22 protein-coding genes and 1 tRNA gene are annotated in these 24,470 nt (G+C 68.3%); 5 read left to right on the top strand and 18 right to left on the bottom strand.

The genetic code is table 11. The features are described from left to right. Positions 1-13 precede the first annotated feature (13 nt). From HMPREF2883_RS03260 to HMPREF2883_RS03245, 4 genes are all read left to right on the top strand, one after another. Positions 14-451: an RNA-binding S4 domain-containing protein gene (locus HMPREF2883_RS03260; protein WP_070658955.1), complete on the top strand. Its 438-nt coding sequence runs from the start codon at positions 14-16 to the stop codon at positions 449-451. 100 nt (positions 452-551) lie between these two features. Continuing rightward, a tRNA-Pro gene (locus tag HMPREF2883_RS03255) sits at positions 552-628 on the top strand. Positions 629-1,097: 469 nt separating this feature from the next. Next, positions 1,098-2,027, top strand: coding sequence for a CAP domain-containing protein (locus HMPREF2883_RS03250; protein ID WP_070658954.1), 930 nt, complete (start codon positions 1,098-1,100; stop codon positions 2,025-2,027). Between the two features lie 145 nt (positions 2,028-2,172). Further along, positions 2,173-3,042: an HAD family hydrolase gene (locus HMPREF2883_RS03245; protein WP_070658953.1), complete on the top strand. Its 870-nt coding sequence runs from the start codon at positions 2,173-2,175 to the stop codon at positions 3,040-3,042. A 61-nt stretch (positions 3,043-3,103) separates the two neighbouring features. Here HMPREF2883_RS03245 and HMPREF2883_RS03240 read toward each other — a convergent pair whose 3' ends face one another. The 17 genes from HMPREF2883_RS03240 to rapZ all read right to left on the bottom strand — a co-directional run bounded on the left by HMPREF2883_RS03240 (position 3,104) and on the right by rapZ (position 21,516). Beyond that, a complete protein-coding gene (locus tag HMPREF2883_RS03240; protein ID WP_070658952.1) occupies positions 3,104-3,400 on the bottom strand; it encodes a rhodanese-like domain-containing protein in 297 nt (98 codons plus the stop codon). 63 nt (positions 3,401-3,463) lie between these two features. Next, entirely contained in the window at positions 3,464-5,119 is a 1,656-nt protein-coding gene (pgi, locus tag HMPREF2883_RS03235; protein ID WP_070658951.1) for a glucose-6-phosphate isomerase, read from the bottom strand. 226 nt (positions 5,120-5,345) lie between these two features. Then, entirely contained in the window at positions 5,346-6,524 is a 1,179-nt protein-coding gene (locus HMPREF2883_RS03230) for a low temperature requirement protein A (protein ID WP_256277307.1), read from the bottom strand. 66 nt (positions 6,525-6,590) lie between these two features. Next, positions 6,591-8,750, bottom strand: a complete 2,160-nt coding sequence (gene der / locus HMPREF2883_RS03225) for a bifunctional cytidylate kinase/GTPase Der (protein WP_070658990.1) — start codon at positions 8,748-8,750, stop codon at positions 6,591-6,593. 129 nt (positions 8,751-8,879) lie between these two features. Continuing rightward, positions 8,880-10,040, bottom strand: coding sequence for a prephenate dehydrogenase (locus HMPREF2883_RS03220; RefSeq protein WP_070658949.1), 1,161 nt, complete (start codon positions 10,038-10,040; stop codon positions 8,880-8,882). Beyond that, positions 10,037-11,011: a pseudouridine synthase gene (locus tag HMPREF2883_RS03215; RefSeq protein ID WP_070658948.1), complete on the bottom strand. Its 975-nt coding sequence runs from the start codon at positions 11,009-11,011 to the stop codon at positions 10,037-10,039. Before HMPREF2883_RS03215 ends, HMPREF2883_RS03220 begins: the two co-directional genes overlap by 4 nt. Continuing rightward, positions 11,008-11,607, bottom strand: coding sequence for an SMC-Scp complex subunit ScpB (gene scpB, locus HMPREF2883_RS03210; protein ID WP_070658947.1), 600 nt, complete (start codon positions 11,605-11,607; stop codon positions 11,008-11,010). Before scpB ends, HMPREF2883_RS03215 begins: the two co-directional genes overlap by 4 nt. After that, positions 11,604-12,425 (bottom strand): segregation and condensation protein A, encoded by an 822-nt coding sequence (locus HMPREF2883_RS03205; RefSeq protein WP_070658946.1) that lies wholly within the window; start codon positions 12,423-12,425, stop codon positions 11,604-11,606. The genes scpB and HMPREF2883_RS03205 overlap by 4 nt, the downstream gene beginning before the upstream one ends. Further along, positions 12,415-13,287, bottom strand: coding sequence for a ParA family protein (locus HMPREF2883_RS03200; RefSeq protein ID WP_009406376.1), 873 nt, complete (start codon positions 13,285-13,287; stop codon positions 12,415-12,417). Before HMPREF2883_RS03200 ends, HMPREF2883_RS03205 begins: the two co-directional genes overlap by 11 nt. 151 nt (positions 13,288-13,438) lie before the next feature. After that, entirely contained in the window at positions 13,439-14,362 is a 924-nt protein-coding gene (locus tag HMPREF2883_RS03195; protein ID WP_070658945.1) for a site-specific tyrosine recombinase XerD, read from the bottom strand. A gap of 90 nt (positions 14,363-14,452) precedes the next feature. Next, positions 14,453-14,695 carry a preprotein translocase subunit SecG gene (gene secG / locus HMPREF2883_RS03190; protein ID WP_070658944.1) on the bottom strand — a complete coding sequence of 81 codons (243 nt, stop codon included), beginning with the start codon at positions 14,693-14,695 and terminating at the stop codon, positions 14,453-14,455. A 231-nt stretch (positions 14,696-14,926) separates the two neighbouring features. Further along, complete coding sequence (gene tpiA / locus HMPREF2883_RS03185) at positions 14,927-15,706, bottom strand: triose-phosphate isomerase (RefSeq protein ID WP_070658943.1); 780 nt, start codon at positions 15,704-15,706, stop codon at positions 14,927-14,929. A 15-nt stretch (positions 15,707-15,721) separates the two neighbouring features. Continuing rightward, positions 15,722-16,915, bottom strand: coding sequence for a phosphoglycerate kinase (gene pgk, locus HMPREF2883_RS03180; protein WP_070658942.1), 1,194 nt, complete (start codon positions 16,913-16,915; stop codon positions 15,722-15,724). 112 nt (positions 16,916-17,027) lie between these two features. Next, positions 17,028-18,035 carry a type I glyceraldehyde-3-phosphate dehydrogenase gene (gene gap, locus HMPREF2883_RS03175; RefSeq protein WP_070658941.1) on the bottom strand — a complete coding sequence of 336 codons (1,008 nt, stop codon included), beginning with the start codon at positions 18,033-18,035 and terminating at the stop codon, positions 17,028-17,030. A gap of 248 nt (positions 18,036-18,283) precedes the next feature. Further along, positions 18,284-19,264 carry a DNA-binding protein WhiA gene (gene whiA / locus HMPREF2883_RS03170; RefSeq protein ID WP_070658940.1) on the bottom strand — a complete coding sequence of 327 codons (981 nt, stop codon included), beginning with the start codon at positions 19,262-19,264 and terminating at the stop codon, positions 18,284-18,286. Positions 19,265-19,527: 263 nt separating this feature from the next. Beyond that, positions 19,528-20,538, bottom strand: a complete 1,011-nt coding sequence (gene yvcK, locus HMPREF2883_RS03165) for a gluconeogenesis factor YvcK family protein (RefSeq protein WP_070658939.1) — start codon at positions 20,536-20,538, stop codon at positions 19,528-19,530. A 3-nt stretch (positions 20,539-20,541) separates the two neighbouring features. After that, positions 20,542-21,516 (bottom strand): RNase adapter RapZ, encoded by a 975-nt coding sequence (gene rapZ / locus HMPREF2883_RS03160; RefSeq protein WP_070658938.1) that lies wholly within the window; start codon positions 21,514-21,516, stop codon positions 20,542-20,544. A 120-nt stretch (positions 21,517-21,636) separates the two neighbouring features. On the opposite strand from rapZ, the gene purT reads away from it, so the two are divergent. Further along, complete coding sequence (purT, locus tag HMPREF2883_RS03155) at positions 21,637-22,923, top strand: formate-dependent phosphoribosylglycinamide formyltransferase (RefSeq protein WP_070658937.1); 1,287 nt, start codon at positions 21,637-21,639, stop codon at positions 22,921-22,923. A 30-nt stretch (positions 22,924-22,953) separates the two neighbouring features. On the opposite strand, the gene HMPREF2883_RS03150 is transcribed toward purT, so the two are convergent. Beyond that, on the bottom strand, positions 22,954-24,417 hold the full coding sequence (locus HMPREF2883_RS03150; protein WP_070658936.1) for a glycoside hydrolase family 1 protein: 1,464 nt from the start codon (positions 24,415-24,417) through the stop codon (positions 22,954-22,956). Positions 24,418-24,470: the final 53 nt, after the last annotated feature.

The raw sequence follows: 24,470 nt of genomic DNA, 5'->3' as shown, positions 1-24,470 counted from the left end.
TTAGGATGCCACCATGGCAGTTCACCCTCGTTCCGCACCCAGTGGCAACAGCGCCCCTGATGCCCCGGCATCGGCCCGTATCGACGTCTGGCTGTGGAGCGTGCGACAGATCAAGTCCCGCTCGGCGGCGACGAGCGCCTGCAAGGCGGGGCATGTGCGTATCAACGGAGAGACCGCCAAGCCCGCCCAGCACGTCTCGGTGGGAGATGAGGTCCGCTACCGCGTCGACGGGTTCGACCGGCTGCTGACCGTCACTCGGATCCTCACCAAGCGGGTGGGTGCTCCTATCGCCCGCACCGCGTACATCGACTCCTCTCCCCCTCGCCCGTCGCCTCTGGATGCGCCGGCCGCCATCATCCGAGATCGCGGGGCAGGACGGCCCACGAAGAAGGAACGCCGTCAGCTCGACGCCCTCATGGGAGGCGGGCGCCATCAGGACGACCGCGCCTGACATCTCGGGGTGAGCGGCCTCACCGCCAGCAGATTTCTGAAGGAGCCGTTCCATGGGTTAAGGTTCTGCTCGTTGCAAGCGGCCCGGTGCCGCGAGTCAACGGGCTGTGGCGCAGTTTGGTAGCGCACTTGACTGGGGGTCAAGGGGTCGTGGGTTCAAATCCCGCCAGCCCGACCAGTATGAGGATCCGCACTCTTTCACAGAGTGCGGATTTCTTTTTAAAGAACTCGGCGGTAGATCCTCGCATTATTCTGATACCACCCTCATCAACACTAGTCACATTTGCATCCCACATAACAACCATTGAGTTTATTTAAGTTTCCAACCTCTACGGCAATCCAGCGACACTTAATCACGATCCAGTAAACGCTGCGACGACGCCGCTTCCCCGGCGACCCCAACACCCGCACCCACCTTTCATCAGTGTCTCAAGACGAAAGGACTACCCCTCACGGTCCGCCACGCGATTCGGTCATGTGACGAATTCGGTCAGGAAAGTCACAACCGAATAACATGCATGGCCGGCGCGACTGTGGTTGAGTGAACACCGACATCAAGGGTGTCTCACAGCATCCCGCACATCGGCTCATAGCCGGTTGTGCAGATCAGACTGTGTTCTCATATTCCCGATCAGAGAGAACGACACATGAACATCAAGCGCGTCATCGCCGCAGCTGCGCTCACCGTCGTGCCGCTGACCGCCTCCTCGGCCGCACTGGCCGCTCCGGCCGCCCCTGAGGGTGCACCGGCAGCCGCCGCTGCGATTCCCGCCCAGGTGACCTCGGAGGGGGCCCAGTACGCCGACACCGTCCTGAACAAGGTCAACGAGCTGCGCAGCAGCAAGGGCCTTCAGCCCGTGACCCGGTACCAGGAGCTCGACGCCGTCGCACAGGACTGGTCCGAGCAGCAGGCCACCGCCAACAGCATGAGGCACCGCCCCGACTTCACGTCGGCCTACCCTAGTGGCTGGACCACCGGCTCTGAGAACGTGGCCTGGCGTACCGCGGGTGGCGACACCGGCGCGCTGATCTTCGACCAGTGGCTCAACTCCCCCGGCCACTACAAGAACATGACTGACCCGGACGTCAACTCCATCGGCATCGGATTCGCCCAGAACTCGGACGGCAAGTGGTACGCCACCCAGAACTTCGCCGCCTACAACGTCAGCAACTCGACGCTGACCCCGTCAACCACGACGACGAAGAGCAACACCCCGCCGTCGACGACCAACACCCCGCCGACGGGCAGCACCGTCCCCTCCCCGACGCCGACCCCGGAGACCACTCCGTCGACGCCGTCCACCTCGACGACTCCTCCGGCTCCGGTTGCTACCCCGACCGCGGAGACCACCACCCCTGCGGCCACGCCGACGCCGTCCGCTCCGGCCACCACGGTGACCACTGAGACCGGCACCCCGGCCAAGCCGTCCGCAACTCCTGTCGTTACGGCTCCTCGCACCACCCCGACGAAGCCCGCGCTGGCCACCACCGGTCCGAGCATCGCCGTCGCCGTCGTCGCCGCCGGCCTGCTCGGCTCCGGCGCTGTCCTCGTCATGCGTCGCCGTCAGGCCAGCTGACTGAGCTGAAAGGCTCTCAGAGCGCGAGCCGTTCCTCTGACGGGCGCCTGCTTGTCCCACTGATCGGTGTGGACCAGCAGGCGCCCGTCTTCGTGCTCCTCGCGCCGTGGTGACGTGGAGGTGTCATCCTTGAGAGGATAACGCCGTGAAGCATCTTCCCCTGGAGCCCGAGCTCCTCGCAGCGTTGCCGGCGCAGATCGATCTCCGTCTTGTTGTCACCGATATGGATGGAACTCTCCTTGATGGCCAAGGGTGCGTTCCCGCCGGGTTGATGGATGCGGTGGCGGAGATGCGAGACGCCGGCATCGTCTTCGCCCCCGCCTCGGGCAGGCAGCTGGCCAACCTGCGTGCGGTCCTGGGCCCCGCCGTTGAGGACTCACCACTGATCGCTGAGAACGGTTCCTTCGTCGTCCACGCAGGTGAGGAGGTCCATTCCGACACCATCAGCGCCCAGGCCGCCGAGGCCGCCATTGTCACGACCCGTCACCTGGTCACCTCCGGGTACGACGTCGGCGCGGTTGTTGCCTGCAAGTACTGCGCCTATATCGAGCGCTCCGATGCGGCCTTCCTGGAACAGGCCAAGTTGTACTACGAGGCACTGGAGATCGTCGAGGACCTCACTGCCATTCCTCTGGATGAGGCGCTCAAGGTCGCGGTCTTCGACTTCGACGATGTTGAGAACGGAAGCTCCCAGGCGCTGACCGCGGCGGTTCCCCACGTGCAGACCGTTGTCTCCGGGCTGCACTGGACGGACATGATGTCGGCTCGGGTCTCGAAGGGGCGGGCCTTGGCGGCGCTTCAGGCCAGGCTCGGGGTCCTCCCGGAGCAGACTGCCGTCTTCGGGGACTACCTCAACGACCTGGATCTCTACAACCACGCGGACCTGGGCTTCGCCATGCGCAACGCCCACCCCGGCATCCATGCCGCAGCGGCGTACACGGCACCCGCCAACACCGAGGACGGCGTCCTGCGTACAGTCGAGGAGCTGCTCAGGCGCTCACAAAGGCAGGGCTGAGGCACGCGGGACGGCCCCGAACCGGTCAGTCCGAGGCCGTCCCGAGAAGTCGCCCGCCGGTTTACTGGCCCAGCCACGCCTTCATGCCGCCGCTGACGTTGACCAGCTCACCGGTGTAGCCGGCAGCAGTCAGAGCCTTGACCGCCTTGACGGAACGCACTCCGCCGGCGCAGATGACCGCGGTGGGGCGGGCCGCATCGAGCTCTCCCATCCGGTGGACCACCTCACCCAGCGGGATGTTGACCGAGCCGGGGATCGCCGCGCGCTCGACCTCGTCGGGCTCACGCACGTCAAGGACAACCAGGTCCTCCCCGGCCTCGAGCCGGCGACGCAGCTCATCGACGCCCACTTCCTTCATCACGTCCTCCTCAACGGGTTATCAGTCGCTGACACAACAGAGCATCCGGCTGGTCTGGTCGGGCTAGTGACGCAGACTGCGGTAGCGGGTGATGAGGCCGCGGGTGGAGGCGTCCTGCCCTGCGAGGGCCTCCTCGTCACCCTGGACGGCGGGGGCGATCTCAAGGGCCAGCTTCTTGCCCAGTTCGACCCCCCACTGGTCGAAGGAGTCGATACCCCACACGATGCCCTGGGTGAAGGTGATGTGCTCGTAGAGGGCGATGAGCTCTCCGACGACCGCGGGCGTCAGCGCCGGGGCGAGGATCGAGGTGGTCGGCTTGTTGCCGGCGAAGACGCGGGCCGGGACGATCTCCTCGGCGGTGCCTTCGGCACGCACCTCGTCGGCGGTCTTGCCGAAGGCGAGCGCCGCGGTCTGTGCCAGGTAGTTGGACAGGAACAGCTCGTGGACGTCCACTCCTCCGTCCTTGGTGGGGTGAGCGGGATTGGCCACGGCGATGAAGTCCGCGGGGATGAGCTGGGTGCCCTGGTGGATGAGCTGGTAGAAGGCGTGCTGGCCGTTGGTGCCCGGCTCGCCCCAGAAGACCTCACCGGTCTCCGTGGTCACGGGGCTGCCGTCCCAGCGCACGGACTTGCCGTTGGACTCCATGGTGAGCTGCTGGAGGTAGGCGGGGAAACGGTGCAGGTACTGGGCGTAGGGCAGGATGGCGTGGGATCCGGCCTTGAAGAAATTGACGTACCAGACGTTGAGCAGGCCCATGAGCATGGGGACGTTCTCAGCCGGAGCCTTGGTGGCGAAGTGCTCGTCAACGGTGTGGAAGCCGGAGAGGAAGTCGGCGAAGTTCTCCGGGCCGATGGCCACGGCCAGGATCGTACCGACGGCGGAGTCCACCGAGTAGCGTCCACCCACCCAGTTCCAGAACCCGAAGGCGTTGGCCGGGTCGATGCCGAACTCGGCGACCTTGTCCAGGGCGGTGGACACGGCCACGAAGTGCCTGGCGATGGCGCCGTCGGTCTCAATGCCCTTGGCCTGGAGGGCGGCCAGGAACCAGTCACGGGCCATGCGGGCGTTGGTGAGGGTCTCCAGGGTGGTGAAGGTCTTGGAGGCGATGATGAACAGGGTCGTCTCCGGGTCGAGGTCCGCGACCTTCTCGGCGCAATCGGTGGGGTCGATGTTGGAGATGAAGCGGCACTCAAGGCCCTTCTGCACATAGGGCTTGAGGGCCTCGTAGACCATGACGGGGCCGAGGTCGGAGCCTCCGATGCCGATGTTGACCACTGTCTTGATGGGCTTGCCGGTGATGCCGGTCCACTCCCCCGAGCGCACGCGACGGGCGAAGGCGTAGATCTTCTCCAGGACCTCGTGGACGTCGGCGACGACGTCCTGACCGTCCACGGTCAGGGAGTCGGTGGCCGGGCGGCGCAGAGCCGTGTGGAGGACGGCCCGGTCCTCGGTGATGTTGATGTGCTCGCCGGCGTACATGGCGTCGCGGCGGCCCGGGACGTCTACCTGCTCGGCGAGCTCGACCAGGGCGTCGCGGACGTCGTCGGTCAGCAGGTTCTTGGACAGGTCGACGTAGAGGTCTCCCAGCTCGTAGGAGAAACGCTTGGCGCGCTCGGGGTCGTCGGCGAACCAGGCGCGCAGGTCTGGGGTCATGGTGTCGTGGAGCTCGGTGAGGCGCTTCCAGGCGGGCGTGGTGGTGGGATCAACCGGATTCAGCATGGCTACAGTCTATGGGTGTTGCGGCCGCGCGCCACTGTCCGGCGCGGCTCTTCTGGAACCGATTGTCGCCTTCGTTTCCCGGAACCGGTTCGTCTCCATCAGCGTTCCCGTCGGCGTGCGATGGGCGGTCATGCCCCGGGGCGAGGACCCGTCCGAGGAGGAGAGCAGCGCGTGTTGACGCGTGGGCCAAGGAACAGGCGTGCGGACAGGAGTGGAACGGCCGGTGCTAGGCCTGGGCCGCACGCTCAGCGAGTTCATCGAGATCGGGAACGCCCGCAGCGGCCGGAGCCAGTGTCTCCCAGAGGCACTCTGCCACGGTGACGAGGGCAAGGAGACTGACCAGGAGCATCCCACTCATGTGAGGGCCTGCAGGGATGAGAGCGAGGCACAGAGCACAGGCCACGATACGGGATCGATAGATCCTATGTGCGTTGCGCAGTCTGATGACGGCGAACATGGCGAGGAAGACGATGACGCCGCTGCACAGGAGCGCCGATGTCTCCATCGGGACGTGGTCACGTGGCTCCTCCATCACGTGGTGGAGGCCTGCGGCCAGGGCGATCAGCCCGGCCACCAGTGCGAGATGACCGTAGGCGAGGAGGCTGCGCACGGCACGGAAGGGAACGCGTGCCCGGTTGATGTAGTGCTCCATGAGACCAAGGCTGTGATGGAAGTAGGCCCACCACAGCCCGCCCACGATGATGAAGGCGGCGACGAGACCGCCCAGGTCGGCCCAGGTCAGATGCTCGAGCTCAGTCTGAGGAGTCGCGATCGACACGATGGTCTCGCCAAGAGCCACAATGATGAGGAGGCTGAAGCGCTCCACGACGTTGCCGACGTCGTAGCGCTGGGTGCTCATGGCCCGGCTGTGCCGCAGGGGGCCGGTGATCTCCCACAGCGCCGCCAGGGCCCACAGTGCCAGTTGGCCGTTGCCGCCCATGATGGCTCCGCCGAGCAGAAGGGGCCCCTGGATGAGGCTGGAGACCAGGTCCATGCGGAAGGCGTTGGAGTTCTCGTGGCGCGCCAGGTGGAAGGTGATGACCAGGCGCGAGAGCCAGCACGACGTCGCGAATATCAGCGCCCGTTCCTCGAAGGCGCGAGGCACGACGACCGCGCTGACCATGACGATCACCATGAGGGTCATGATGGTGAGGCGGTGGCGATTCGTCGACGCGTCGCGCAGGCTGGACTGGATTGTCACCAGCAGCCACTGCCAGTAGATGAGGACCAGCAGGACTCCGGCGTGTGCCAGCCCTCTCCACCCGGATTCCTCCCGGATGACACCATTGAGCTCGGTGATGAGGAAGACGTAAACCAGGTCGAAGAAGAGCATCACCGGGTCCACAGACCGGTGTGGCAGCAGCGATCCGATCCCTTGACGCTCGGCGGGTCTCTGTGCAGTCACGATTCTCCTCACGTACTCGGTACGTGGTTAGGCACTGGTCACTCCGTTGTCGCTCGAAAAGACGCCTCAGCGCCGCTGGCGCTTCTCGCGCACGCGCACTCCGATCTGGATGGGGGTGCCGGTGAAGCCGAACTCCTCACGCAGGCGGCGCTCGATGAAGCGCCGGTAGCCGGCGTCGAGGAAGCCGGTGGTGAAGATGACGATCCGGGGCGGGGCCACCTGGACCTGGGTGGCGAAGAGGATACGGGGCTGCTTGCCGCCGCGCACCGGGTGCGGGGTGGCCGACTGCAGCTGGCCCAGGAAGCCGTTGAGCCGGCCCGTGGGGACGCGCGTGGTCCAGCCCTCCAGGGCGGCGTCGAGGGCGCGTACGAGCCGGTTGGTGTGCCAGCCGGTCCGGGCGGCCAAGTTGATGTGGGGGGCCCAGGAGACGTGGGCCAGGTCGTGCTCGACCTCCCACAGCAGCATCTTCTGACGCTCCTCGTCCACCAGGTCCCACTTGTTGTTGACCAGGACCAGGGCGCGGCCTGCATCGACGACCTGCTGGACGACGCGCACGTCCTGCTCGCTGATCGGCTCGGAGGCGTCCAGGAGGACGACGGCGACCTCGGCCTTGTCGATGGCGCCCTGCGTACGCAGGACCGCGTAGTAGTCAGCGCCCCGCGACTGCTTGACGCGCCGGCGGATCCCGGCGGTATCGACGAAGACCCACTGGCGCCCGTCAAGCTCAATGATCTCGTCGACCGGGTCCCGGGTGGTGCCGGCGGTCTCGTTGACGACGACGCGTTCCCTGCCCGCGATGGAGTTCAACAGAGAGGACTTGCCGACATTGGGCCGCCCCACGAGGGCGACCCGGTGCAGGTCCCCCTCGGGCGCGGCGGTCGCCACGGAGGACACCTCCGGGAGGACCTCCATGACGGCGTCGAGGACCTCACCACTGCCCCGGCCGTGCAGGGCCGAGACCGGGAAGGGCTCGCCCAGCCCCAGGTTCCACAGGGTGGCGGCGTCCCCCTCCTGGGCCGGGGAGTCGACCTTGTTGGCAGCCAGGACCACCGGCTTGCCGCTGCGGCGCAGCATCCGTACCACGCGGGCATCGGTCTCGGTGATGCCGACCTGGGCGTCGACGACCAGCAGGACGGCGTCAGCCATCTCGACGGCGACCTCGGCCTGCGTGGCCACGGCGGCGTCGAGACCGGCCACGTCCACCTCCCAGCCTCCGGTGTCGACGATGGTGAAGCGGCGCCCGGCCCACTCCGCGGGGTAGGAGACCCGGTCGCGGGTGACGCCGGGGGTGTCTTGGACGACGGCCTCGCGGCGGCCCAGGACCCGGTTGACCAGAGTCGACTTGCCCACGTTGGGCCGGCCGACGACGGCCAGGACCGGCAGCCCGGGCTCGATGCTGTCGCCGGTGGGCAGGCCTCCGTCGGCCTCCAGGAGGGCGAGGTCCTCCTCATCGAGCTCGTAGTCGGCCAGGCCCGCGCGCATGGCCTGGGCCCGCAGGTCCTCCTCGGCGTCCCGCTGGGCGGCGGCGTCGGCGGCCTCTTCGATGAGGTCCAGGACCCGCTCGACGGACTGCTCCAGGCTCAGCTCCGAGGTGTCCACCAGGGTGACGCCCTCGGGTGCGGTGAGGAACTGGGAGACCGTGGCGTCGTCGCGGTCTCGGCGCACCACCTGGTCGCGCAGGGCGGCGGCGTCGACCTGCTTGCCGGCGGCCTCCAAGTCCCCGGCGCGGCGCGCCAGGCGGGCCTCCTCGGAAGCGGTCACCAGCAGGCGGGCGTCGGCGTCGGGCGCGATGACGGTGGTGATGTCACGTCCCTCGGCCACGATGCCGGCACCGCCGGAGAAGGACCCGGTGTGCCCGGTCGCCTCGAAGCGGATGATCTCGCGCTGGCGGCGCGCCAGCTCGGCGCGCACCTCGAGGTTGGTGGCGACCTTCGAGACGACGGTGGCGATGTGCGGGTCACGGATCGCAGTCGATACGTCTGTGCCGTCCACGGTGAAGGTGGGGTGCTCGGGATCCAGGCCCATGTGCAGGGGCATTGCGGCGACGGCCTCGGCGACGGCGGCCCCGTCGTCCAGGTCGATCCCCTCGTGCTCGCACCACCAGGCGGCGGCCCGGTACATGGCACCGGTGTCCAGGTAGGCCAGTCCCAGCTCGGCGGCGACGCGCCGCGAGACGGTGGACTTGCCCGATCCGCTTGGTCCGTCGATCGCAACGACGATTCCCATGGTGCCCTCCATCAGGGTCCGATTGACGGTCATGAACTGGGCCAAGCGTCCCATACTTCGGCGCGGTACTGCGGATCAGCCCCCATGAGTACTGACACAGGCGGGCCTGCGCGGCACATTGAACCGGTTTCAGCCCGCGACGACGCGCCAGCCCTGGGCGTCCAGGGCCTCCTCCAGCCGTAGGGCGGCCGCAGGGAGGACGGAGATGAGGGCGATGCCGGCGCTCTGCCCGGCCGAGTGCTCCAGGGAGAAGTCCTCGATGTTGACACCGGCGGCACCGACGTCGGAGAAGAGCCTGCCCAGCTCGCCGGCGGCGTCGGGTACCAGGACCTGGACCTCGGTGTAGCGGCGCGGCGCCCCGCCGTGCTTGCCGGGGATGCGTGCTCGACCGATGTTTCCCCGAGTCATGACGTCGGTGATCGCGCCGACGGCCCCGGGAGCGACCACACGTGCCGCTCCTGGGGCTGTGTGCTCTGGGCGATCCGGATCGCAGACGGCGGCTTCGATCCCCGTGATCAGTGCACCCAGGTCATCACTGATCCGGCGCAGCAGGCCGACCACGGGCCCGGCATTGCCCACGATGATGGCCGACCACAGCCGGGGGTCGGAGGCCGCGATCCGCGTGACGTCGCGGAGTCCCTGTCCCGACAGGGCCAGGGCCCCCTCCCCCAGCTCCTCCAGCCGGGCGGCCACGAGTGAGGAGACGAGCTGGGGCACGTGGGAGACGGCGGCGACGGCGGCATCGTGCTCCGCCGCACCCATGCGCACCGGGGTGGCGCCCACATCGACCGCCAGGTTCCTGATGACCAGCTCCGCCTGCGGATCGGAGTCCTGAGCGACAACCACCCAGGGGCGCCCGGCGAAGAGGTCGGAGTCGGCGGCACCGGCGCCCGAACGCTCCCGGCCTGCCATCGGGTGGGAGCCGACGTACCTGCGCGCCTCGGCACCCGCCCGGGACCGGACTTCGTTGACGACGTGTTCCTTGATGGAGGCGACGTCAGTGACCACGGCACTGGGGTGGGCGCTCAGCTGTGCGACGACGATGTCGGCGGTCACGTCGGGCGGCGTGGCCACGACGACGACCTGTGGCTCGGGGCTGTCCTCGCCATGAAGCGCTCCCGCGCCCATGTCTCGGGCCAGGGCCAGGGAGGTGGGCGAGGTGTCGGCGAGCTGGACCTCGACACCCGCCGCCCGCAGCGCCAGGGCGAGCGAGGTGCCCAGCAGCCCCGTACCGACGATGAGCACCGGGCCGCGCGTGGACACCGACGCCCGCGGCTCGGGGGCGCTCACAGCCCGACCTCCTGCTGCAGCGCGGCGATCTCCTCACCGCTGAGGAGGCGGGTCTGGCCGGGGTGCAGGTTGCCCAGCCGCAGCGGTCCGAGTCTGGTGCGCGCCAGGCGCGTCACCGGGTGGCCGACGGCGTCCAGCATGCGTCGTACGATGCGGTTCTTGCCGGAGTGGAGGGTGATCTCGACGATGGAACCGCGTGGCCCGGAGTCCTTGACGGTGACCCGGTCCGCCTTGGCCTCACCGTCCTCCAGCTCGATGCCACGGCGCAGCTTGCGCGGGACCCAGGGTTCGACCTGTCCCTCGACGATGGCGACATAGGTCTTGGCGATCTCGAAGCTGGGGTGCATGAGCCGGTGGGAGAGCTCGCCGTCGTTGGACAGCAGGAGCAGCCCCTCGGTCTCGGTGTCGAGGCGGCCGACGTGCACCAAGCGCAGCGAGTCGGGCAGCTCGGGGTGCTCGGCCAGGTAGTCGCGTCCGTACTGGGCCACGGTCGGTCTGCCCTCGGGGTCCTCCATGGTGGTGACCACCCCGGCCGGCTTGTGGAGCATGAGGGTGATGAGCTCGGGGTTGGTGAGGATTCGGCTGCCGTCGAGGCGGATTTCCTGGGCCAGCGGGTCCACCCTGACGCCCGGTTCGGTGACGGTGATGCCGTCGACGCTGACGCGGCCGTCGGCGATGAGCTGCTCGCAGGCACGGCGCGAGGCGACCCCGGCGTGGGCCAGGACCTTCTGCAGCCGCTGTCCGGAGGCGACGTGCGGGTCGTCCTGACCGCCCTTGGTGGCGCGCTCACGCATCTGAAGCAGACGGGACTCCTCGTCCTCACCGATGGCCTGGGCGTCGAAGGCGGCCAGATCGGCGGCGTCAGCCTGCTCGTCGAGCTCTTCGAGGTCGTCCTCGTCGTAGAACTCCTGCGCCCCGAAGTCGCTGTGGGGCACGGACTCGGTTCGGATGTGGCGGTTCCTCAGGGTCATGGGGTCCTCCTACCGGCCATCTCATCGGCCTGTTCGACGATCTCCCCCAGCGCCTCGACGCGGGGGAGGTAGGGAGCCAGGGGTGGCAGCTCGTCCAGGGAGTCGATTCCCAGGTACTCCAGGAAGTCTCCCGTGGTCCGGTACAGGATCGCACCGGAGGTCTCGGCACCGGCCTCCTCGATGAGACCGCGGGCATGGAGGGTGCGCATGACGCCGTCGACATTGACCCCGCGGATCTGGGCGACGCGTCCCCGGGTGACCGGCTGCCGGTAGGCGACGACTGCCAGGGTCTCCAGCGCGGCCTGGCTCAGGCGTGCGGTGGCGCCGCCGATGATGAACTGCTCGACGAGGTCGGCATGCTCGGGCACGGAGGCGAAGCGCCACCCGCCTGCTGCCCGTCGCAGGAGGAATCCGTGAGCACGGCCGCCGGGCACCTCTCCGCGGTACTCGGCGGCCAGCTCCTCGAGCAGCTCCTCGCAGGCGCTCTCGTCAATGCCGAGGGCCTCGGCGATCGCAGAGGTGGTCACCGGTTCGTCGGCAACGATGAGGATGGCCTCAGCAGCACTGCGCAGCTGAGACCCGGCGGCCTCGCTCATGCGAATTCCTCCTCGAGCTCAGTGAGGTTCTCAGAGGTCATCATGCCGGTCAGGTCGTCCTGGCCGCCGCACCAGGTCACGGTGATCTCGCCCATGGCCTCGATCTGCTCCAGCTCGGCGCTGCCCTGCCGGTGGAGAATGAGCAGCGCGAGGAACCGGGCCACCACGACGGCGGTGCGCTCGGCGTCCTCAATGATCTGGGCGAAGGTCAGGGTTCCGTGGCTGCGCAGCCTGCCGGCGATGAGGCTCAGCTGCTGACCGACCGGTACTCGCTCGTGCAGGTGGACGGTCTGGACGCCCGGATCCGTGGGCCGAGTGAAGGCACCCACCGCCATCCGGGTCAGCTCCTCGGGGGTGATGGTGGCCACGAGCCTGGGCAGTAGCGCCGCCAGATGCGGTTCCAGGGTGACGATGCGGGGGTGGCTGCGTGCGGAGGTCTCCGCCTGGTGGCGGAAGGCCGCGGCGGCCTCCTTGAAGGCCCGGTACTGCAGGAGCCGGGCGAAGAGCAGGTCACGGGCTTCGAGCAGCTCGAGGTCGGGCTCCTCCTCGTCCTCGTCGTGGGGCAGAAGGCGATGGGCCTTGAGAGCCAGGAGGGTGGAAGCCACGACGATGAACTCCGATGCGCGCCCCAGGTCCCAGTCCGAGCGCATGTGGGCGATGAAGTCGTCGGTCACCTCGGCCAGCGCCAGCTCGGTAACGTCGAGCCGCTTGCGGGCAATAAGGCTCAGAAGCAGGTCGAAGGGCCCCTCGAACTGGGGCAGCGTGACACTGAATCCGGGCAGCCGGGGCGGCGCCTGCTCCTCCGGCTCAGGCGACATCGCCGCGGGCGATGACCTCACGGGCCAGCCGGCGGTAGGCGTCCGCGCCGGGGTGGGAGGGCGCGTAGCTGGTGATCGGCTCATTGGCCACGGAAGCGTCCGGGAACTTGATCGTGCGCCGGATGCGCGTGTCGAAGAGCTGCTCGCCGAAGGCCTGCTCCAGGCGCTCGAGCACCTCTCGTGAGTGCAGGGTGCGGGAGTCCACCATGGTGGCGAGGATGCCGTCAATCTCCAGGGTGGCGTTGAGACGGTCCTTGACGCGCTCGACGGTCTCGACCAGGAGCGCCACTCCGCGCAGGGCGAAGAACTCGGTCTCCAGCGGGATGATGACGCCGTGGGAGGCGGTCAGGGCGTTGATGGTCAGCAGTCCGAGCGAGGGCTGACAGTCCACAAGGATCACGTCGTACTCGTCGAGAACCGGACGCAGCACCCGCTTGAGGGCCTGCTCGCGGGCAACCTCGTTGACGAGCTGGACCTCAGCTGCAGACAGGTCAATGTTGGCCGGGACGATGTCCAGTCCCTCCACTGTGGTCTCGTGGATGACCGTGCGGATGTCCGGACGGCTGGCGACGAGCAGGTCATAGATGGTGGAGTCGAGCTCGTGAGCGTTGATGCCCAGGCCGGCCGAGGCCGCTCCCTGGGGGTCGAAGTCGACGATGAGGACCTTGCGCCCCAGCTCGGCCAGCGCCGCGCCGAGGTTGATCGTCGTCGTGGTCTTTCCGACGCCGCCCTTCTGGTTGCACATGGAGATGACCCGAGCGGGTCCGTGCGACTCCAGCGGCGCGGGAACGGGGAAGTCCTTCTCCTCGCTCTCGTCGGTGCCGGGGTTGTCGATCAGGCCTGGCTGGATGGAGTCATTCACGTCGCCCAGCCTAGTCGAAAGCCGACCGACATCGCCCAGTTCAGACGGGACACGCCAGAGAACAGCCCTGACAGGATCCTGCTTTCAGGCGCGACCGGGTGCGCACTCAGGTTTGGACCGGGAGCACGGCCTGCGGCAATGGGCTCAGCGATCACGCCAGAGCCCGCGGGTGACTGGTGGCGTAGACCTCCCGCAGGTGGTCGACGGTGACCTTCGTGTAGATCTGGGTGGTGGTGACCGAGGCGTGTCCGAGCATCTCCTGGACGACACGCACGTCCGCCCCTCCCGCCAGCAGATGCGTGGCGAAGGAGTGGCGCAGGGTGTGGGGGGAGATGCGTCGCTCGTCGGCGCAGTCCGTCCCGATGAGCCCGGCCCGTTCAGCGGCCTGTTGCAGGACGGCCCAGGCGCTCTGCCGACTCAGGGGCCTGCCCAGGGTGTTGAGAAAGACCTGCGGCACTCCCCTGCCCTTCTCAGCCAGGATCGGCCGGCCTCGTACCAGGTAGGCGTCCAGCGCCTCCCAGGCGTAGGTCCCCATGGGGACCACGCGTTCCTTGCGTCCCTTGCCGAACAGCCTCAGCAGCCGGGAGCCGGTGTCGAGATCGTCGACGACGAGCCCCACCGCCTCGGAGATGCGGGCGCCGGTGGCGTAGAGGACCTCCAGCAGCGCCCGGTCGCGCAGGCTCACCGGGGAGTCGTCAACGCCTGCGGCCTCCAGGAGGCGGCGGACCTCATCGATCCCTAAGGCCTTGGGCAGGCGTCTTCCGGGCTGGGGCGGGCGCACGGTGGCCGAGGGGTCCTCGGTGGTGGTGCCCTCGGCCAGGAGGAACTTGTGCCAACCGCGCACGGCCGTGACGGTTCTGGATGCCGACGACGACGCCAGTGGGCGGGCTCCGTCGGAGCCGGAGCGCAGGACCTCCAGGAAGCCGGCGACGTCGTTGCGGCTGACCTCCTGCGGGGATGAGATGCCTGCGCTTCTCAGATAACGCAGGTAGCGGCCGAGGTCGCGCTCGTATGCGCTCAGGGTGTGGGGGCTCAGCCCTCGCTCAACACGCAGGTGGGCGAGGTAACCGCGCAGCCCCCGGTCCAGGACGTCGCCACGCGGATCGGGGGTGGTATCGACGGTCGGCTCCGTCGTGTGCGCAGTGCTCGTCGGATCCGCCGATGCTCAGCCGAGCTTGGCGACCAGGCCGAGCCCGACGATCGTGATCGTCCAGATGACGGCCACCGTCACCGTGATGCGGTCGAGGTTGCGCTCGGCCACGCCGGAGGACCCGGCCGAGGAGGAGATACCGCCTCCGAACATGTCCGACAGACCGCCGCCCTTGCCCTTGTGCAGGAGGATCGACATGATGAGGAAGAAGCTCGAGAGGACGAGCAGCACCTGAAGGACGATACGCACTACGTTCACGTCACGTTCCCTTCGTTGTTGGTTCAGTCTTGCTGCGGGGGCCTCACGCTCCGGCTGGGTCCGGCGCGACTCCCGACAGGGTCCGCGCCCCCACCTGTCCGCGTGGCAGTCTACCTGCAACGCACAGGGTCCCGGACACCTCGAGGTGTGAGGTGTCCGGGACCCTGTCAGTGAGTGGTGAGACGCTACGGGGAGACGATCACTCGGCTCCTTCGTCGCGGCTCGGGTCGCTCAGGCGTAGAAGCCTGCCATGGCGGCGAAGGAGTCCGCCTTGAGGGAGGCTCCGCCGACGAGTGCGCCGTCGACGTCGGGCTGGGCCATGAGCTCCTTGATGTTGCCGGGCTTGGCGGAGCCGCCGTAGAGGATGCGGGTGGCGTCGGCCGTAGCGTCACCGTAGTCGGCGCGCAGGGCCTCACGGATCGCTCCGCACACCTCCTGGGCGTCCTCGGCGGTGGCGGTCTCGCCGGTGCCGATGGCCCAGATGGGCTCGTAGGCGATGACGATCTTGGCGACGTCCTCGCCGCTCCATCCCTCCAGGGCGGCGCGGATCTGCCCCAGGACGAAGTCGACGTGGGTGCCGGCCTTGCGGATCTCGAGGGCCTCACCGCAGCACAGGATGGGGGTCATCCCGGCGTCGAGCACCTTGCGGGCCTTGGCACCCACGAGGGCGTCGGACTCGCCGTGGTACTCGCGACGCTCGGAGTGCCCCATGACCACGTAGCTGACGCCGAGCTTGGTGAGCATCTCGGTGGAGATCTCACCGGTGTAGGCACCGTTGTCGTGGATGGAGACGTCCTGGGCGCCGTACTTGATGTTCAGGGAGTCGGCCTCGACGATGGTCTGAACGGTACGGATGTCCGTGAAGGGCGGGATCACAAGGACCTCGCACTTGGTGTAGTCGTGGTCGTGGTCCCTGAGCTCCATCGCCAGGCCCTGGACGAGGTGATTGGCCTCGAGGTGGTCGAGGTTCATCTTCCAGTTTCCCGCCATGAGCGGGGTGCGGTTACTCATCTGGGTTGCCTTCCTTCAGTCGTTGAGCACTGCGATACCGGGCAGGGTCTTGCCCTCGAGGAGCTCGAGGGAGGCGCCGCCGCCGGTGGAGATGTGGGAGAACGTGGCCTCATCGAAGCCGAGCGTGCGCACGGCCGCGGCGGAGTCGCCACCGCCGATGACGGAGAAGGCGTCGGACTCGGAGATCGCCTTGGCCACGGCCTTGGTGCCCTCGGCGAAGGCAGGGAACTCGAAGACACCCATGGGGCCGTTCCACACCACGGTCTTGGAGGTGGCGATGGCGTCGGCGAAGAGCTGTCGCGTCTTAGGACCGATGTCCAGCCCCATCTGGTCGGCGGGCAGCTCGTCGGCAGGCACCACGGTAGCGGGGGCGTCCGCGGCGAAGGTCGGGGCCACGACGGTGTCGACGGGCAGCAGCAGCTCGACGCCGTTGGCCTTGGCGGTCTCCAGATAGCCCTTGACGGTGTCGATCTGGTCCTTCTCCAGCAGGGAGGTGCCCACCTCGTGGCCCTGAGCGGCCAGGAAGGTGTAGGCCATGCCGCCGCCGATGAGGAGACGGTCGGCCTTGCCCAGCAGGTTGGAGATGACGCCGAGCTTGTCAGAGACCTTGGAGCCGCCGAGCACCACGGTGTAGGGGCGCTCGGGGTTGTTGACGGCGCGCCCCAGGGACTCGATCTCCTTGACGACGAGCAGGCCGGCTGCGGCGGGCAGCAGCTTGGCCACGTCGTAGACGGAGGCCTGCTTGCGGTGCACGACGCCGAAGCCGTCGGAGACGAAGACGTCGGCCAGGGCGGCGAGCTCGGCGGCGAAGGCCTCGCGCTCGGCGTCGTCCTTGGAGGTCTCAGCGGCGTTGAAGCGCACGTTCTCCAGCAGGACGATCTCACCGTCACCGGCTGCGGCGACGGCGGCCTTGGCGGACTCGCCCACGGTGTCCTTGGCGAGGGTGACCTTGACGCCGGTGACCTCGGCGAGGCGCTTGGCGACAGGGGCCAGGGAGTAGTCGGGGTTGACCTGCCCCTTGGGGCGTCCCAGGTGGGCGGCGATGATCACCTTGGCACCGGCGTCGAGCAGGGTACGCAGGGTGGGCAGAGCAGCCTGGATACGACCGTCGTCAGTGATGTTCTTGTCGGCGTCCAGCGGCACGTTGAAGTCGGAGCGGACCAGGACTCGCTTGCCCTTGAGGTCGCCCAGGGACTCGATGGTCTTCATAAAGCCTCTCATCGGTTGTGGGTGATGGTGTGGGTGTGGGACGGACGGCGCCCGCGCACGCATAGCGTGGCGCGGGCGCCGTCTCCTAGAGAGTCATGCTCTCGGTCTGGTCTCAGGCGAGCTTGGAGCCGACCAGGGCGGTCAGGCGGACCAGGGCGTTGGAGTAGCCCCACTCGTTGTCGTACCAGGACAGGACCTTGACGAGGTTGCCGATGACCTTGGTCTCGGTGGCGTCGAAGATCGAGGTGTGCGGGTTGCCCACGATGTCGGTGGAGACGATCGGGTCCTCGGTGTACTCGAGAACGCCCTTGAGCTCACCCTCGGCGGCGGCCTTGACGGCGGCCTTGACGGCGTCGACGGAGACCTCCTTCTCGGCGACGAAGGTCAGGTCGGTCAGCGAGCCGGTCGGGGTGGGGACGCGCACGGCCAGACCGTCGAACTTGCCCTTGAGCGCGGGCAGGACGAGGGCCACGGCCTGGGCGGCACCGGTCTTGGTGGGGATCATGTTCAGGGCGGCGGCGCGAGCACGGCGGAGGTCCTTGTGCGGGGCGTCGAGGACGCGCTGGTCACCCGTGTAGGAGTGGATGGTGGTCATGATGCCGCGCTCGATGCCGAAGTTCTCGTGGAGAACCTTGGCCAGGGGGGCGAGGCAGTTGGTGGTGCACGAGGCGTTGGACACGATGTTCATCGTGGCGTTGTCGTAGTCGCCCTCGTTGACACCCATGACGAAGGTGCCGTCGACGTTCTTGGCGGGGGCGGAGATGACAACCTTCTTGGCACCACCGTCAATGTGGGCCTTGGCCTTCTCGCCGTCGGTGAAGAAGCCGGTGGACTCCACGACGACCTCGACGCCCAGGTCGCCCCAGGGCAGGTCGGCGGGGTTGCGCTGAGCGAGCACCTTGATGTGCTTGCCGTTGACGGTGATGCCATCCTCGTCGTAGGAGACCTCGCCGTCGAAACGACCGAGGATCGAGTCGTACTTGAGCAGGTGGGCCAGGGTCTTGTTGTCCGTCAGGTCGTTGACGGCGACAACCTCGATGTCGGCGCCCTGCTCGAGGGCGGCACGGAAGAAGTTGCGGCCGATCCGGCCGAAGCCGTTAATACCAACGCGGGTGGTCACTTTGTGTCCTCCTAGTGCGCCGGTTGGCGGCGCACGGTTGCTGGGCTCTTCTCACACATGGCGTGTGCTGCCGGAACTTCTTCAGCTCATATCCGAATCGGCTCCGGCACGGCCGAGTCTAGTCACACTGGGCGGGCGCTGGGAGTCGCCGACCACGCCACGGGCGAACACTGTGATGCACAAGCCAGTCCGAGGGGGACTAAAGACCATCGGGCACCCCGAGGCAAGGACCGAGGTCCTATCTGGGCTCAGGGTTCGAGCATCTCCTGGGTGAGAACCGACTCAGTGTCGGGGATGCCCAGCTCGTGGGCCTGCTTGTCCGCCATGGCCAGGAGGCGCCGGATACGCCCGGCCACGGCATCCTTGGTCAGCTGCGGGTCCGAGAGCTGCCCGAGCTCCTCCAAGGAGGCCTGCTTGTGGGCGACCCGCAGGCGGCCGGCCTGAAGCAGGTGGGCGGGGACGTCGTCCCCCAGGATCTCGAAGGCGCGCTCGACGCGGGCCCCCGAGGCGACGGCGGCGCGGGCCGAACGGCGCAGGTTGGCGTCGTCGAAGTTGGCCAGCCGATTGGCGGTGCCCCGCGACTCGCGCCGGGATCGGCGCTCGGCCCAGACCTTGAAGGCCTCCGGCGCACCCATCCGCTCCAGGAGGACGCCGATGGCCTCACCGTCGCGAACGACGACGCGGTCGGCCCCACGCACCTCACGGGCCTTGGCGGAGATGTCGAAGCGCCGCGCGGCCCCGACCAGGGCAAGTGCGGCCTCAGAGCCGGGACAGGTGACCTCCAAGGAGGAGGACCGGCCGGGCTCGGTCAGGGATCCGCGGGCCAGGAAGGCTCCGCGCCATGCGGCGGCGGCAGCGTTGCGCCCTCCTTGAATGACGGCCACCGGCATGCCCCGTACCGGCCGGCCCCGGTCGTCGACCAGCCCGGACAGCCGGGCCAGGTCCTTACCACGCTTGGTCACGCGCAGCACGTAGCGAGATCCTCGGTGCAGGGAACCACCCTGGACCACCATCACCTCGGGCTCCATCCCGTAGAGCTCCTTGAGGTGCTGGTGCAGCCGGCGCACGGCTCCCCCGTGATCGAGCTCGGCCTCGACGACGATGCGCCCGGAGACGATATGGAGCCCTCCGGCGAAGCGCAGCATCGCGGAGACCTCGGCCCGTCGTTGGGCGGCGTTCTCGGTGGCGACGAGCGCAAGCTCATCCTTGACGGTGACCGTCAGTGACATGGGCGGGCTCCTCGTGGTCGGGGTTCGTGATTCGGGTCTAGGGGCATGGTGGAGGCCGCTGCCGTTGCCAGGGCGTCCTAGGTGCAGGCGAGGCGCTGCTCGAACGGAGCGGGCCAAGCGGCTGAGACGTCAAAGCGCTGTCAAACGGCGCCCGAGGCGTATCAATGCAGAATTTCTAGCCGCAGCACCCGGCAGCCGGCTGAAAGCGGCCGCGGAGAATTATGGACGATCACGGGCAGCAGGACTCGTCAATGAGTCCAGCATCACATGTCATCACGTTCGCTGAGATCGGTGACGTCTCCCAGTGCTCCCTCGAAGGCGTCCCGGAAGGCGGCTGCCAGGCGCAGCGGGTCGTGGTGGCACAGGGCCTCGCCGGTGCGCACCTGCCGCAGGACGACCGTGGCCCCCATGGTTGCGGCAACGGCTTCAAGGTCGGAGACGTCCTCAACGGTGGAGGGGTCGGCCAGCACCACGTCCAGGCGCAGGTCGGGCGCGTACTGGTTCAGGACCCGTAGATGATCGGCGATGGTCATCCCGTCGGTCTCGCCCTGCTGAGCGGAGAGGTTGAGGACCACGACCTTACGGGCCGAGGTGTTCACCAGCGCGCGACGCATGGACGGCAGGATGAGGTGCGGGAGCACTGAGGTGTACCAGGAGCCGGGCCCTAGGACCACCCAGTCCGCCTCATCGATGGCGCGCAGCGCCTCGGGGTGGGCGTCGGCGTCCTCGGGAACCATCACCACGTTCTCCAGACGCCCGCGGGCCGAGGCCACTGCCACCTGCCCACTGACCCGGCGCCGGTTCCCCCCGGAGACGATGTCAGCCTCAATAACCAGGGGTGAGGAGGACATGGGCACGACGCGGCCGTGAATCGTCAGCAGGCGCCCCACCCAGTCGAGCCCGGCGACCTCGTCCCCCAGCAGCTGCCACAGCGCCAGGATGAGCAGGTTCCCCAGGGCGTGATTGTCGAGCTCTCCCTGCCCCTCGAAACGGTGCTGAAGCACATCCCGCCAGGTGAGTCCCCACTCGGAGTCCTCGCACAGCGACGCCAACGCCATTCTCAGGTCTCCTGGCGGCAGGCAGTCGAACTCCCGGCGCAGGCGTCCCGAGGAGCCTCCGTCGTCGGCGACAGTGACGACGGCGGTCAGCCGGTGGGTGACGTGGCGCAGCGCCCGCAGCGTGGCGGACAGCCCGTGCCCACCTCCCAGGGCGACGACGGCCGGTCCTTCCTCACCGCGACGGGGCCAGCCCGCCGCATCGATCGTTGTTCCCACTGCCTACTCCCGTCCCAGATCGCGGTGCTGGACAACGACCTCGAAACCCGCCCGCCTCAACCTGGCCCCGAGCCTCTCCGCCGAGGCCACGGAACGGTGCTTGCCACCGGTGCAGCCCACAGCCAGGGTGACGTGAGGCTTGAGCTCATCAACGTACTGCGGGAGCGCGGGGATGAGCAGGTCGGCGTACCCGTCGACGAAGGCCGCCGCCCCCTTCTGGGCGAAGACGTAGTCGGCCACCGGTGCGTCGCGTCCGGTGAGGTGGCGCAGCTCGGAGACCCAGTAGGGGTTGGGGATGAAGCGCACGTCCAGGACGTGGTCGGCGTCCAGGGGGATGCCGTACTTGAACCCGAAGGACATGACGTTGATGCGCAGGGCCAGGTCGGACTCGTGCGCCACGAGCTCGCGCACGCGCCGGGCGAGGTCGTGGACGGAGTAGTTGGAGGTGTCGATGACGCTGTCGGCCACGCCACGCAAGCCCCCCAGGAGAGTGCGCTCGTGCTCGATCCCGTCGAGGACGGAGCCACTGCCCTGCAACGGGTGGGGTCGGCGGGAGGACTCGAAGCGTCGGACCAGGACGGCGTCGGAGGCGTCCAGGAAGATGAGCCTCACGTCGGTGCCATTGTCGCGGACCTTGCGCAGATAGTCCATGAAGTGGGAGAAGAACTCGCGACTGCGCACGTCTACCACCGCGGCCAGCCGGTGTACCCCGGCGCCGACTGTCGTCATCATTCCCGACAGGGCCGGCAGCAGCTGGGGCGGCAGGTTGTCCACGACGTACCAGTCGAGGTCCTCCAGCGCGTTGGCCGCGCGCGAGCGCCCCGCCCCGGACATGCCCGTGACAATGATCATCTCGGGGCGTTCTGCCGGGGGAACCGGAGGAGTCGCCTCATCGAGGGCGGGGATCTCAATGGGAACCGTGTCCTGAAGCCGCTGGCGCTTGCCGGAGGAGGACTGAGGGCGGCGCTCGTCATGCATGTCCCAAGCATCGCATGTCCAGCTCGCTCCGCCCGTCGCCGACGTCGGTTTACCGGTAGCGTTTCATCGTTGCCAGTACTCACTGCCGCCGGTTCTCGGCGCCAGATACCAGGAGGCCCCATGAGCTCCTCCCCCATGTCCGACCACGCCCATTCGCCCCAGTGCGCGCCCCAGGAGACTGCGATGCACCGACCCGCAGCTCCGGTGCTGGGTACACCCTGGACCAGCAGCGCGACGAAGGTGGCCTTGCTGGGTGCCGGTGAGATCGGCAAGGAGGTGGCGATCGCTCTGACCCGTCTGGGGGTGGAGGTCACGGCGATCGACCGCTATGAGGGGGCTCCGGCCCAGCAGGTGGCGCACAACACCCTGACGGTGGACATGAGCGACCCCAAGGCTCTGACGGCCGCCATCCGCGCCAGCGGCGCCGCCATCGTCGTCCCCGAGATCGAGGCGCTGGCCACCGATGCCCTGGCGGGCCTGGAGGAGGCCGGTGAGGTGCGGGTGGTGCCGACCGCCCGTGCGGTACAGCTGACGATGAACCGCGAGGGCATCCGACGCCTGGCCGCCGAGGAGCTGGGGCTGGCAACCAGTCCCTACGCCTTCGCCTCCAGCCAGGAGGAGCTGGCAGCGGGCGCCCAGCAGGTGGGTTTCCCTTGCCTGGTCAAGCCGGTCATGTCCTCGTCGGGCCACGGCCAGTCGGTGGTGCGCGGGCCGCAGGACCTGGAGGCGGCCTGGCGCTACGCGGCGGCCGACGGGCGGGTCGACCGGGGCCGGGTCATCGTGGAGGGTTTCGTGCGTTTCGACACCGAGATCACCCTGCTCACGGTGCGCTGGCGCGACCCGGGTACCGGAGAGACGGTGACGAGCTTCTGCGAGCCGATCGGGCACCGGCAGGTCGACGGGGACTATGTGGAGTCCTGGCAGCCGCAGCACCTGAGCCCGGTGGCCCTGGAGCGGGCCCACCAGGTGGCCGAGTGCGTGACCGCGGCGCTGGGCGGCTGGGGCCTGTTCGGGGTGGAGCTGTTCATCTGCGGGCGCGACGTCCTCTTCTCCGAGGTCTCCCCGCGCCCCCATGACACCGGCCTGGTGACGCTGGCGAGCCAGCGCCTGAGCGAGTTCGAGTTGCACGCCCGCGCCCTGCTGGGCCTGCCCGTGGACACGACGCTGCGCTCCCCCAGCGCCTCGGTGACCGTCAAGGCGACGGGGGAGTCCGCGCCGGGCGAGGGCGTGCGCTTCGCGGGACTTGACGAGGCGCTCGCGCAGGAGGGCGTGGACCTGCGGCTCTTCGGTAAGCCTGAGGCCCACCCGGGGCGGCGCCTGGGCGTCATCGTGGCCAGCGCCGACGACGTACAGGTCGCCCGAGACAGGGCGCGGTCCGCCGCCGGGTCGATCCGTCCCAGCGTCTGAGCCGGCCGCCCGAGCCCGGAATCGCAGTGGCTACGCCCGCGGCGGTTCCTGCGACGGGGGCACGAGGCAGGCGCCGTTGGAGGCGATGACGTCGCGGTACCAGTCGAAGGACTTCTTGCGGTAGCGGGCCAGGGTGCCGTTGCCGTCGTCGTCGCGGTCCACGTAGATGAACCCGTAGCGCTTGGACATCTGGGCGGTGGAGGCCGAGACCAGGTCGATGCAGCCCCAGGAGGTGTAGCCCAGGACCTGGACGCCGTCGGCGATGGCCTGGGCGACCTGGACCAGGTGGTCGTTCATGTAGGCGATGCGGTAGTCGTCCTCGACCGTGGGGCCGTTGGGGCCGTCAACGAGAACATCCTTGGCCCCCAGGCCGTTCTCAACGATGAACAGGGGCTTGCCCCAGCGGTCCCAGTAGTCGTTGAGGATGGTGCGCAGGCCCGCCGGGTCGATCTGCCAGCCCCACTCGGAGGCCTCGAGGGTGGGGTTGGGCACCCCGCCCATGAGGTTGCCCTGGCCTGCCTCGGCCGACCGGGTGACGGTCTCGCACACGGACATGTAGTAGGAGAAGGACACGAAGTCGACGGTGTGCTCCCGCAGCAGCGCGCGGTCCTCCTCGGTGATCTCCAGCTCGATGCCCTTGTCTCTCAGGATTCGCAGCAGGTAGCCGGGGTACTCGCCACGCACGTGGAGGTCCCCGAAGGCGTAGTTGGCACGCTCGGCCTGCTTGGCGGCCCACACGTCACGGGGGTCGGGGGTGAGCGGGTAGGTGGGTACGGCCAGGATCATGCAGCCGACCTGGATGTCGGGGTTGGTCTCGTGGGCGATCCTGGTGGCGGCCGCGGAGGCGACGAGCTCGTGGTGGATGGCCTGGTAGAGGTCCTGCTCGCTGAGCCTGTCCTTGGGGGTGGCGATGCCGCCGGACAGGAAGGGCTCGTGGAGCACGGAGTTGATCTCGTTGAAGGTGAGCCAGTACCTGACCCGGCTGCCATAGCGCTCGAACAGGGTGCGGGCGTAGCGCTCGAAGAAGCCGATGAGGCGACGGTCGGTCCAGCCGTCGTAGGTGCGCGCCAGGTGCAGCGGGGTCTCGTAGTGGCTGATGGTGACCAGTGGCTCGATGCCGTGCTTCTCGAGCTCGTCAAGGACCCGGTCGTAGAAGGCGAGTCCCTCCTCGTTGGGTTCGGTCTCGTCTCCGAGTGGGAAGATGCGGCTCCAGGCGATGGAGAAGCGGAAGACCTTGAATCCCATCTCCGCCAGCAGGGCGATGTCCTCGGCGTAGCGGTGGTAGAAGTCAATGGCCTCGAGCTTGAGGTTGTCCGGCGTGGGAGCCTGGGTGGGCGGGGCCAGGATGCCCCGGGGCATGACGTCCTGGACGGACAGGCCCTTGCCGTCCTCGTTGTAGGCACCCTCGATCTGGTTGGCGGCAGTGGCACCGCCCCACAGGAAGCCATCGGGGAAGCGCAGAGAGCTCTCGGGAGTAGTGGGCGTGGCGGTCATGGGTGATCTCCTGTGTGTTCGCTCGGCTGGTAGTCGTTGGGAAAGAGTGGTGT

The organism is Actinomyces sp. HMSC075C01 (assembly GCF_001812965.1).
Lineage (GTDB): Bacteria > Actinomycetota > Actinomycetes > Actinomycetales > Actinomycetaceae > Actinomyces > Actinomyces acetigenes.
The sequence above is the reverse complement of the archived record's forward strand: the minus strand, read 5'-3'. Positions and strand labels throughout refer to the sequence as shown.